General features: G+C 53.6%; 12 protein-coding genes. 6 read left to right on the plus strand and 6 right to left on the minus strand.

From position 1 onward, the window contains the following. Nucleotides 1-71 precede the first annotated feature (71 nt). Nucleotides 72-1,268, minus strand: a complete 1,197-nt coding sequence (gene ltrA, locus KNP71_RS14630; protein WP_214830968.1) for a group II intron reverse transcriptase/maturase — start codon at nucleotides 1,266-1,268, stop codon at nucleotides 72-74. 612 nt (nucleotides 1,269-1,880) lie between these two features. Then, nucleotides 1,881-2,981, minus strand: a complete 1,101-nt coding sequence (locus KNP71_RS14635; RefSeq protein WP_214830969.1) for a globin domain-containing protein — start codon at nucleotides 2,979-2,981, stop codon at nucleotides 1,881-1,883. 190 nt (nucleotides 2,982-3,171) lie between these two features. Between KNP71_RS14635 and KNP71_RS14640 the strand changes: the two genes are divergently transcribed. Further along, complete coding sequence (locus KNP71_RS14640; protein ID WP_214830970.1) at nucleotides 3,172-3,612, plus strand: RrF2 family transcriptional regulator; 441 nt, start codon at nucleotides 3,172-3,174, stop codon at nucleotides 3,610-3,612. Nucleotides 3,613-3,659: 47 nt separating this feature from the next. Here the strand turns inward: KNP71_RS14640 and KNP71_RS14645 are convergent, their stop codons facing one another. Beyond that, a complete protein-coding gene (locus KNP71_RS14645; RefSeq protein WP_214830971.1) occupies nucleotides 3,660-4,151 on the minus strand; it encodes a hypothetical protein in 492 nt (163 codons plus the stop codon). A gap of 29 nt (nucleotides 4,152-4,180) precedes the next feature. Next, nucleotides 4,181-5,113 carry a ring-cleaving dioxygenase gene (locus KNP71_RS14650; RefSeq protein ID WP_214830972.1) on the minus strand — a complete coding sequence of 311 codons (933 nt, stop codon included), beginning with the start codon at nucleotides 5,111-5,113 and terminating at the stop codon, nucleotides 4,181-4,183. Between the two features lie 119 nt (nucleotides 5,114-5,232). Here KNP71_RS14650 and KNP71_RS14655 point away from each other — a divergent pair, with 119 nt between their 5' ends. The 5 genes from KNP71_RS14655 (at nucleotide 5,233) to KNP71_RS14675 (ending at nucleotide 10,218) form a co-directional block, all read left to right on the plus strand. After that, entirely contained in the window at nucleotides 5,233-5,442 is a 210-nt protein-coding gene (locus KNP71_RS14655; RefSeq protein WP_021066034.1) for a helix-turn-helix transcriptional regulator, read from the plus strand. Then, nucleotides 5,439-5,903 (plus strand): hypothetical protein, encoded by a 465-nt coding sequence (locus KNP71_RS14660; protein ID WP_021066033.1) that lies wholly within the window; start codon nucleotides 5,439-5,441, stop codon nucleotides 5,901-5,903. Before KNP71_RS14655 ends, KNP71_RS14660 begins: the two co-directional genes overlap by 4 nt. Nucleotides 5,904-6,036: 133 nt before the next feature. Further along, nucleotides 6,037-7,365, plus strand: coding sequence for an MATE family efflux transporter (locus KNP71_RS14665; protein WP_029594607.1), 1,329 nt, complete (start codon nucleotides 6,037-6,039; stop codon nucleotides 7,363-7,365). After that, a complete protein-coding gene (gene gshAB, locus KNP71_RS14670) occupies nucleotides 7,349-9,640 on the plus strand; it encodes a bifunctional glutamate--cysteine ligase GshA/glutathione synthetase GshB (protein ID WP_214830973.1) in 2,292 nt (763 codons plus the stop codon). The genes KNP71_RS14665 and gshAB overlap by 17 nt, the downstream gene beginning before the upstream one ends. 77 nt (nucleotides 9,641-9,717) lie before the next feature. Continuing rightward, nucleotides 9,718-10,218, plus strand: coding sequence for an SRPBCC family protein (locus tag KNP71_RS14675; protein WP_058764909.1), 501 nt, complete (start codon nucleotides 9,718-9,720; stop codon nucleotides 10,216-10,218). 44 nt (nucleotides 10,219-10,262) lie between these two features. Here the strand turns inward: KNP71_RS14675 and KNP71_RS14680 are convergent, their stop codons facing one another. Both KNP71_RS14680 and KNP71_RS14685 read right to left on the minus strand, forming a co-directional pair. Next, entirely contained in the window at nucleotides 10,263-10,634 is a 372-nt protein-coding gene (locus KNP71_RS14680; RefSeq protein ID WP_021066029.1) for a YidH family protein, read from the minus strand. Nucleotides 10,635-10,657: 23 nt separating this feature from the next. Beyond that, entirely contained in the window at nucleotides 10,658-11,716 is a 1,059-nt protein-coding gene (locus KNP71_RS14685) for a threonine aldolase family protein (protein ID WP_214830975.1), read from the minus strand. Nucleotides 11,717-11,738: the final 22 nt, after the last annotated feature.

The raw sequence follows: 11,738 nt of genomic DNA on the forward strand, positions 1-11,738 counted from the left end.
TAAAAAGGAGAAGAGGCCACCTGGCGCGAACGAGTCGCGCCAGGTGGCCTCTTTCTTATAAATCTACTGAGTTATGTCCCAGCCTCTTTGTGCAGTATCGGACTTTTTGAAATCCGCCAGTAACCCTTCCGTGAGTTGCCCCATTCATGGGCCTTCCCTTTCGGGATGCCCAGTCCGGTGAGCTTTCTCACTTTTGTGCTCGGCTTCTTCCAACTCTTCCACACGCACATGCGTAGCCTTCTTCGAATCCACGACTCGAGGGTCTTGAACACACTCGGTGTGTCTGCCAACGCAAAGTATCCGCACCATCCCATCAGGTATTGGTTCAGCTTTTGGATACGGACCTCCATCGAGTATGGTCTCTTTCGCGATGTGATGTCGCGGATTTTATCTTTCATCCGGTTCACACTGGCTTTGGCAATCCGTATTTTCGGTTCTCTGTGCTTCGTGAAGCTGAACCCAAGGAACTTTCGTCTCCATGGGCGGTCTACGGCGGACTTGTTGCCGTTCACTTTCAGCTTCAGCTTCCCTTCGATATAGGAGGTCACCGACCTCATGACCCGATTTCCCGCTTTTGGTGTTTTCACATAGATGTTGCAGTCATCGGCGTAGCGGACGAACTGATGTCCACGCTTCTCGAGTTCCTTGTCCAGTTCGTCTAGGACGATGTTCGAGAGCAGTGGGCTGAGTGGGCCTCCTTGCGGAGTGCCTTCCTCGTTGTCCGTCACGACTCCGTTTATCATGATTCCGGTTTTCAGATACTTGTGGATGAGCTTGAGCAGACACTTGTCCTCGATTCGCTTCGCCAGAAGCCCCATGAGCTTGTCATGGTTCACCCGGTCGAAGAATTTCTCCAGGTCGATATCGACCACCCAGCGATTTCCCTCTGCGATGTACCCTTTTGCTTTCTTGACCGCCCCGTGGGCACTCCGATTCGGTCGGAATCCATAGCTGTGGTCAGAGAACGTGGGGTCGTAGATAGACGACAACACCTGGGCGATCGCCTGTTGAATGAAGCGATCCATCACGGTAGGGATGCCGAGCAGTCGCACACCGCCGTCAGGTTTCGGGATTTCGACCCTGCGGACCGGTTGCGGCTGGTAGGTTCCCGACAGAAGCTCCACCTTCATGGTGTCCCAGTGTTCGATGACATGCGCTCGCAGGTTTTGTACGGGCATTCCGTCGACACCGTGGCTTCCTTTGTTCCGAACCACTCGGTTCAGGGCACGTATTAAATTTTCCCGTGACAGAATCTGTTCCATTAACATTCGTTATGCCTCTTTCCGTGAACAACGCTTCTTCTTTATCCAGTCCCTGCTCCACCCTCTTGATGTCCCCAGTGGAATTCACCACGTCCTCCATTCAAGCAAGCCCTGACGGGTTGTCTGTGTTCATCACAGCGACTGCCTGCCAAGATGTTGTTCTCTCTTAATTGTTCGGCCCTTCCCACTCGTCTCGAGACAAGGTGGTACTATGGCCTCTGCTGACTTCTGATTGTTCAGCCGCCCATCACTGGGCGGGTTACCAAGGGTACTTGGCGTTCCAATCAGAGCTCCCCGGGTAAGGACGCAATCTTTCCCTCCATCTATCTGCTCCATTTACTGCATGCGACCTTCGGCAGAAAGGGCTTTGCCTTGTTCAGCAGGCTCACCCAGTCGCACATAGCCTCGTATGAAGTTCGTGTACCTCAGACCGGAGGTTTGCCGCCCGCTTCCTTCAGATTCCACGTCGCCGTGGACACCCTTGCGCTTGGCTAACTATTACTTCTGCCTTCACAGTTCGGGACTTGCACCCTATAGATTACGCCCATGCCGGGCACACTGAAAAACCGCAGACCAACGCTGGTCTGCGGTTTTTGTATTCTCTATTCCTAAACATTTTTAAGCACGGGCAAGTACGGCCGATGGACCGAAGAACTCATAACGGGCTTGTGGAATCGTTTGGACGACCGTCTCCATCATCGCGGTCGGACCGCACGTGTAGACGTCGTGTCCCTCGACATCAAGTGCTTCGAGTTGTGTCGCACTCATGCAGCCTGATACGTCATCGACGTGTGTGATGAGCTGGAGACCAGCGTTCACGAGTTCATCGAGCTCTTCACCGAGCGGACGGAGGTTCGTGCTGCGAACCGCGTGCAATAACGTGACTGAACGCCCTTGGCCGAGTGCCGTTTTCGCCATGTTGAAGAGCGGTGTGATGCCGATGCCGCCAGCGACGAGTGTGAGCGGACGATCTGTCTCTTCGAGGACAAATTCGCCAGCTGGGGCACTCACTGGAATTTCCGTGCCGACCGTCTGCTCGTGGAGCCAGTTTGAGACGAGACCTTCCGCCTTCGGAGCGATCCAGTAACCGTCTTCTGTCGTCTCGACGACGCTATATTGACGATGGTGCAAGATGTCTTCCCCAGCGATACGGGCTTGGACCGAGATGTATTGACCTGGGATGGCCGTCCCGACGACGCCATCGTTCGCTTTGATCCGGAATCGTTTCACTTCCGGCGTGTCTTCGATCACTTCAGCGACCGTGAACGGTTTGAAACCGATCCATGGCGCATCGGCATACATCTGTTTCTCGAGTGAGATGAAGACGTCGGCGATGACACCATATGCTTTCGCCCACGCGTCAATGATGTCCGGCGTGGCTGCTTCACCGAGCACGTCTTGAATCGCGCCGAGTAAGTTCTCGCCGACAATCGGATAATGTTCCGGACGGATGTTCAAGCTCTTATGTTTATGAAGCGCCGGTTGGATGGCTGGAAGAATCGCTTCGAGACGATCGATATGGACGGCTGCCGCGTAGACAGCGTTGGCGAGCGCCTCTGGCTGACGACCGCGTTTTTGGTTCGTATGGTTGAAGAAGTGGCGGACTTCTGGGTTGTTTTCGAACATTCGCTTATAGAAGTGACTCGTGATGGCAACGCCGTGGTCTTTCAAGACCGGTGCGGTTGCTTTGACGATATCCATGGTTTGTTGATCTAACATATTGTTTCCCCCTTTTTGAAAGTACACGTCCATTATGTGAGGTAAGTCACTTCAAAAGCAATATATAAAATACTTGTTTAGATACAAGTTCAAATTTCCGCCTTGAATCCGCCACGCTTTTTTCACATCTTCCATCGTCGCGCTTTCGTCAGATGTCTTGTACAATGAACGGATGAAGAGGTGAAACATCATGCGGCTCACGCAAACGTGCGATTACGCACTCCGAACACTCATGTATAGCGCCACGTTCTCCCATCGTCTCGTGACGATTCAAGAAGTGGCGGACCAATATCAGATTTCAAAGAACCACGTCATGAAAGTCGTCTATGAGCTCGGGAAGCATGGATATCTCGAATCGGTGCGCGGCCGTGGTGGCGGCTTCCGGCTCGCCCGACCGATGGAGGACATCAACGTCGGCGACGTCGTCCGGACGATGGAACCGTTCGAGCTCGTCGAATGCTTCGCGGAAGGACGATGTGTCATCGCACCCGCATGCGACCTGCGGAGCGTCTTGAACGAGGCGATGCTCGCGTTCCTGCACGTGCTCGACCGCTATACGATTGCCGACCTCGTTGCCAACCGGACGAACGAACTGGCCATGTTGCTAGGCATACAAAACCCGACGGACTGAATAGTCCGTCGGGTTTTGTATGTCGGTATGATGTTTGCATGTCATCCCTACCAACGCTTCATAATTTTCTTCACGTATAACTCAGGAGAAGTATATTCCAGGAAATGATATAAACAATTGTTCAAATCAATCTCGAGGCTTTCATCAAGTTCATTCCCGTCCTCATCGTACAACTCGAAGTGTCCATACTTCCAGTCATCATATGCGTCTTGAAGCAAATCGTGATAAGATATCCAATCCCTTCCGAAATTTGAGATGAAAGTCGGTTTCCATTGATTAATATGGATGTTGTGCAACAACTCCTCAAATGGAGACGAGTACCATTCTTTTTCTCCAAGGTTTTTTACGATGGTTTGAAACACTTCCTTCGTCATCGGCTCAACGTCCCCAGAATAGTCATAGCTGACTTTATTGAATTGGTAGGGGTGTGGAAACGACTCTACTGTTTTGACCCATTGATACGGAGGATATTTCTCGATGAGGTCCCCTAACAGTTTAGAAATGACCAAATTGACCTCCTGCTCGTCCAATCGTTTCATCCTCTCACTTATGTTAGCCGTGTAACCAATTATAGCGGTTTCAACTTCGCCTCGATTTCAGCTCGTCGCGGCTCGAGAAACGGCGGCAGCGCCAAGCGTTCCCCGAGTGACTCGACCGGCTCATCGGTCGCAAAGCCCGGCCCGTCCGTCGCGAGTTCCACTAAAATCCCGCTCGGCTCACGGAAATAAATCGATTTGAAATAATAACGGTCGATCAGGCCCGAATGACTGATGCCGAATGAATCGAGCCGCTCGACCCAACGCGCCATCTCGTCGTCATCCTCGACGCGGATCGCGATGTGGTGGACACTGCCTCGTCCTGGACGCTCCGACGGTAAATCTGGACGGTCGACGAGATGAATCTCGGTCGCCACACCCCCGTCCCCCGTCTCGAACACACGAACCGATTGGCCGTTCCGTTCGAACTCGGACGTGAACCGATAACCAAGCACGTCCGTCAGTACCCGCTCCGTCTTCTCAATTCGCCGCACCGTCCACTCGCTAAATCCGAGGCCGAAGACGGCGACGTCTGCCGGCACCGGTCCGTTTTTCCGCGGCGTCCCTGATCCGCCCTCGACGAGACAGAGCCGTTGCCCCTCCTCGTCCTCGAAGTAAAGCGTCGGACGACCGAGCACTTCCTCGACCGGATCATGGAGTACACCGAATTCGAAAAATCGCTCAAGCCAGTACGACAATGCCCCGTCCGGCACCCGAAGCGCTGTCCGCGAGATGCTGCTCGATCCTTTATACGTCTGTCCGAGAAACGGTAGCTCGAAGAACGTTAAATCCGTCCCCGGTGTCCCCGATTCATCTGCGTAAAACAAGTGGTACATCGACGGATCGTCTTGGTTGACCGTCTTTTTGACGAGCCGCATCGCGAGGACTTCTGTATAGAATCGCAAGTTCTTCAACGCGTCCCCCGTCATCGCCGACACGTGATGTTGTCCCATAATCGCCTTCATCCAACTTCTCCCCTTTCGACTTTGATTATATTGTACCATCCACAAATAAGTAAAGTTAGCTTTACATTAAGTAAAGTTTACTTTACACTGAAGATAGAAACAAGAAATGAGGTGGCGGCATGCCATTAATCAATCGCGTCAAAGAGTTGCGGGCCCGGCATCAATTGACCCAAGGCGACTTGGCAGCCAAAGTCGGTGTGACGAGACAGACGATCATCTCGCTCGAAAAAGGGAGCTACACGCCGTCGCTTCTGCTGGCGATGCAAATCGCCCGCGTATTCGAGGAACCGGTCGAATCTATTTTCACAATCGAGGAGGAAACAAATTGAAACACGTCGTCATCCAATCCATCTCCAGCATCATCTTGTACGTCCTGATGGCATTTCTGTTCAGCTCGTTCTTGTCTGACGTGTCGACCGTCATCGAGACCGACCGATTCGAAATTGAGTTTAACTTATTGCCGCTCTTGCTGTTAGTCGGCTTCTTTATCATTTGGACAATCTATTCGTTCAAGACACGCCCGAACCAAAACTTAAGCTTTGGCCAATGGTCGGTCCGGATGACAGAATTTAGCGAAGTCGACGAACGCGAGCAGATCATCACGGCGAAAGCGACGAAAGCCGCCTACGTCTCGTTCGGGATTACTGTGCCGCTCCTCATGGCGTCATTCATGTTTTATCCGCTGTTCGAGAACGCGCTCCCCGCTTATCCGATTTACGCACTCGCCTCGACACTGATCATCTCGACACTCGTTTATATGACGACTTGGATCCGCGCCTATACCCATTAAGGAATTCACATCGAATTCCTTTTTTTGTGTCGATTTTTCGTCGAGTCGTTCCCTACGATTGCGAATTCAGTCACGTCGTGCTTATATATAACTAAACGGTTATATACTAAATGTATTGAAGGGGTCTTTCATCGTGAAAACCATCGATTTGACGACCGGTCAGGTTCAACGCGTCATCGTGGCGCTCGCCCTCCCGCTCGTCGGCAGTTCGCTTTTACAGTTCACGTATAGTCTCGTCGATATGTTCTGGGTCGGTGCGCTCGGTAGCGACGCCGTCGCCAGCATCGGCGCGGCCAGCTTTTATATCATGCTCGGTCAGGCGATTCAATCCCTTATCGTCGTCGGCGCCGGCATCAAAGTGTCGCAAGCCGTCGGACGACGAGATCAGGCGTTGATTCAGCGCTACATCCGGGCCGGGAGGCGGATGAACCTCGGCCTCGGCCTGTTATTTGCCGTCCTCCTCGCCGGGTTCGGCCAGACGCTCATCGGATTTTTGAACATGGACGCCCCACCTGTCGAACGATTGGCGTACAGTTACTTGCTCGTCAGTGCCCCGATGCTCGTCTTCTCGTTTGCCAACCTATTCTATGCCCGTCTGTTTAGCGCTTACGGCAATACGACGACAGCAATGCGCATCAACGCGACCGGGGTCACTCTCAATATGATCCTGTCGCCGCTCTTCATCTATCCACTCGGACTCGGGGTCGTCGGTGCCGGTCTCGCGACGCTCGTCGCGAACGTTGTCATGTTCGGCTTCTTCTGGCACCGAGCCCGCCTCTTGTTCGACTGGGAGGAGACGGTCGAACCAAATCGCACGGACTATACAGAGATTCTTCGCCTTGGTTTCCCGATGGCGACGCAACGTGTCTTGTTCACCGTCATCAGCATCTTCCTCGCCCGGATGATTGGTTCGTACGGGACAGAGGCAATCGCAGCCCAGCGTATCGGATTACAAATCGAATCGATCGCCTATATGATGATCGGCGGACTGAACGGGGCCATCGCGAGTTATACGGGGCAAAATCTCGGCGCCCGCAAAGTGGACCGGGTCCATGAAGGCTACCGGGTGACGACGCGTCTCGGTATCCTGTATACCGGGCTGATCACCCTCGTCTTTCTGTTCGTTCCGGACGTCCTCATCGGGCTATTCGTCGATGACCCGACAACGATTGACATCGGCGCGAGCTATTTACGTATCATCGGGATTTCGCTCATCTTCGCCTCATTTGAGATGATCGGGAACGGCTACTTCTCCGGACTCGGGCTACCGAAAATCCCGGCAACGATCTCCATCGTCTTCACCGTTGCCCGCATCCCGCTCGCGCTTGCCCTCGAACCCTATCTCGGTCTCGATGCCATTTGGTGGAGCATCGCCATCTCAAGCATCATCAAAGGGCTCGTCTCCGTCCTCTATGTCCGACTAATGAAAAAGGAAGTGACTTCCCTTGCAGAAGCGATTTAATGACCTTACTAACCAGTTGTTGCGTGGCCGGTTCGCCATCGAGCGTGAGATGCTCCGCGTGACCCCTGAAGGGACGCTCGCCGTCACGAAACATCCGACAGCACTCGGTGACAAAGCGACGCACCCGTATATTACGACCGACTTCTCAGAAAGTCAGATTGAACTGATTACCCCTACGTTTCCGACCGTCGAAGCCGCGCACAACTTCTTACAGACGCTGTACGATGTCACGGCACTGAACATCGGCGATGAACGGCTCTGGCCACAGTCGATGCCGTGCGCGCTTCCGGACGGCGGCGTCATCCCGCTCGCCGACTTTGGCAGCTCTGGGATCGAGGCCGGACGCTATCGGGAGCACCTGCTCCAAAAATACGGGGCGAAAAAACAGCTCATCTCAGGCATCCATTTCAACTTCTCGTTCGCAGACGAGCTGATTGAGGCGCTCTATGAAGGATCATCCGAGCACTACGAAGGCTTCAAGAACAATTTGTATTTAAAACTCGTCCGCAACTATTTACGGACACGTTGGCTCGTCGTCTATCTGTTAGGCGGGACACCAGCTGTCCATACGAGCTATGAAGAACGTTGCGTCAGTCAGATGCAGGCGCTCAGCGAGGACGTGTATTCGAATACGACGGCGTTGTCATACCGGAATAGCGATTGCGGCTATACGAACGTCGAGCCGCTCTATCCGGACTATTCAACGCTCTCAGACTACACCGCGAGCGTGCGCCGCTTCATCGCCCAAGGTGACATCGCCAACCCGAACGAGCTCTACTCTCCGATTCGACTGAAGACGTCACAGGGCGGCAATGACTTGGAACGACTCGAGACGAACGGCATCGATTACATCGAGATTCGCAACATCGACCTCAACCCGTTCGAGAAGACCGGGATCGCCCTGTCCGATTTGAAGTTCCTGCACGTCTTCCTGCTCTACTTGACGTTGAAAGACGAGACACGGTTCGCGGACTGGCAGGCCGAGGCGTTCCACAACCAGCAACGCGTGGCGAAAGAAGGGCTATCCCCTACGCTCTTGCTGCATCGGGACGGCGAGGCGGTGGCGCTTCAGACGTACGCACGCGATTTGCTCGACGAAGTCGAAGCGTTCAATGAACGGTACACTCTGGGATTCGATGACGTCTTCGCCTCTGTCCGGAAGCGGGTTAACCATGTCGAGTCGACGTATGCGGCTCAATTGACGAATATCATGACAACCGAAGGCTACACGGCCTGGTCGCTCCAGCAAGCGGAACTATTCTATCAAGATGCGTACGCCAACCGGTTCCGGGTGCACGGCTACACGGACATGGAGCTATCGACGCAGATTTTGATGAAAGCAACCCTGAAACGTGGGTATGCGGTCGATGTCATCGACCGTGACGACCAATTTCTCCGCATCCGCCACGGTAACCAGACCGAATATGTCAAACAGGCGACGAAGACGTCGAAAGACAATTACGTGTCGATACTTATGATGGAGAACAAGACAGTGACAAAACACGTACTCGCCGAACATGGCATCCGCGTGCCGGGCGGGGTCGAGCTGCGCACTGAAGCTGATTTACAGGAAGCCTGGTCTACATTTGCGGACGAGCCGATCGTTTTGAAACCGAAATCGACAAACTTCGGAATCGGCATCCACATCTTCAAAGACGGCACGACGTTCGAGGAGGCGCGCGGGGCGTTCCGTCATGCCCGTTCGTTCGACGACGTCGTCCTGCTCGAGACGTTCCTGCCCGGGAAAGAGTATCGTTTCCTCGTTATCGGTGACGAGGTCGCGGGCATTTTGCACCGCGTCCCGGCGAACGTGACCGGGGACGGCGTGTCGACGATCCGTGAGCTCGTCGACAAGAAGAATGAAGACCCGCTCCGTGGCAAAGGCTATAAGACACCGCTCGAGAAAATCGACATCGATGACATCGTCGTGGCGTTCCTCCGTCCACAAGACAAGACACCGGACAGTGTCCTCGCCGATGGTGAGCTCGTCTTCTTGCGTGAGAACTCGAACATCAGCACGGGCGGGGACAGTATCGACTATACAGACCGGATTGCCGATTCCTACAAACGAATTGCGGTCGAGTCCGCCCGAGCCATCGGCGCGACGATTTGCGGGGTCGATATGATGATTCCATCGCTCGAGCGTGAAGATGACTATGGCATCATCGAGCTGAACTTCAATCCGGCCATCCATATCCATTCCTTCCCGTACGAAGGCAAGGAGCGGCCGATTGGCGAGACCGTGCTCGATTTGTTATTTGACGGAAAAGGTTGAACAGATCCATGAATCGGGAATAGAGACTACATTGATTAGATATATGTATCTTCTTTCTCGAGAAAGGGGTCTTTCCAATGGAAAAAGTAAAGTCTCAAGTCGAAGGCAACACGTTAGTCGTCGAACGCAGTTTTAACGCGCCGCGCGCGCTCGTGTTCGAGGCATTCTCGACACCGGCCCACCTCGAAGCATGGTGGGGACCGGCCGGATGGAAGACAGAGGTTCGTACGTTCGAGTTCGAACCCGGTGGCACGTGGCATTACAAAATGACGTGTGTCGACAAGGAGCAGGGTGACTATTACGGTATGGAGTCATGGGGGAAATCGACGTTCCTCGAAATCGACCCGCACCGAAAAATCGTCTATACGGACGCATTCTCGGACGCGGACGGCCACGTCAATCCTGAACTTCCCGTCATGACGATCACGAACGAGTTTGTCGACATCCCGAACGGCACACTGTTCATCAGCCGCTCCGAATTCACGGACGCTGAGTCGCTCCAGCAAGTCGTCGAGATGGGGGCCGTCGAAGGCTTCTCTTCGCAGCTCGAACGGCTCGACGCCATCGTCTCAAGATAACAACAAGCACTGCTCCTCGGATGAGGCGCGGTGCTTGTTTGTCGTCAAAATAAAAAGTAACTGACAATCAAAATCAACGTGAAAATGAACACCATCCCGATGGCGAGCGCGACGAGGCTCATCTTCGCTGACTTGAACTGCTGAGAGTTGATCGTATGCACCTTTTTCAAATACGACCGGGTCCCGACGAGGATCGTCGCGATCCCGAAGATGATCGACAAGATGCCGATCGCCGTAATCAATTGGTGCTCGGCCCCGCTCAAATTTTCACTTCGATAGTAGTGGAAGTTCGTCACGAGAAAGCCGATTCCGATGACCGTGATGGCCGTCCGAATCCAGGCGAGGAACGTCCGCTCATTGGCGAGATGTTGCTGGATGTACTGCGAATCGACCGTCTTCTCTAAATCTAGTTTCACCGATATCCCTTCTTTCTAGCTCATCATTGCTCTAATTTTTCGAATAATCGATTGAGTTGATGTTCATCAATCTCTCCATACGCATCCCCGATACTGATCTCGGTCGAACAATAGTCGTCATGTGATACGAGATATCCCGTGACGCCGACCCCTGTCGTCTCTTGAACGGATTGAATCCGTGCCGCGACCGCTTCGTCGTCCCCTTCGAGATGAAGATGGAACATGTTCGTCACCGGGACTTCCGGTGTCGTCCACACTCCGTCGAGCGCATTGAAGCGGCGCGCCAGTTCCTTCGCCTGCTCGACATACGTCCCCATTCGGTCTTTCCGTAGCTCGTAGTAATAGTCAGCCGGGATGATGTACGGGTACAGTCCAATCAAATCACCGCCGTACCGCCGTTTCCACATTCTCGCCTCGTCACAGAACGGTTTAGGTCCTGCTAAGATGGCACCTGCAATACCGCCGATACCTTTATAGAATGAGACGTAGACGCTATCGAACAACGCACATACTTCCTCCGCTGTCTTCTCATAATATGGGAGCGTCTCGAGGAGGCGCGCTCCATCTAGATGCAGACGAATCCCTCGCTCCTGGCACAAATGACTAATCGCCTCAAGTTCAGCAAATGACGGTAAGTAACCGCCGAGTTCCCGTTGTGGCAACTCAATCAACAGGCAGGCGACATCCGGTAACGCCTTCACTTCGTCGAGCGTCATCAACCGGTCGTCATCCCCAAGCAAAATCGGTTCGAGGTGATGCAACTCCTTCAACCCGTCCTGTTCGTGAATCTCCAAGTGACAGAGCGGATGATAGGCGACGTTTCGATTTCCGGTCTCGTCCGCCCAAATCCGTAAGGCGATTTGTTGTGCCATCGTGCCGCTCGGGAAGAAAATCGCATCCTCCATACCCAGTTCTTGCGCCATTTTTTGCTCGAACCGCATGATGACCTCGCCCGTCCCATAGTGGTCGCTCACCTGATTCGGGTCGACCTCAGCGAACGCCTGTTGCAAGACGCCGACAGTTCGTTTCCCGTGACCGCTCAGTTGATGCGACGTCTGTTGATACGATGTGCGTAAATCCATGTCATCCTCTCCACAACAAGCC

Origin of the sequence: Exiguobacterium sp. s56, assembly GCF_018618255.1 — a bacterium.
GTDB lineage: Bacteria > Bacillota > Bacilli > Exiguobacteriales > Exiguobacteriaceae > Exiguobacterium > Exiguobacterium chiriqhucha.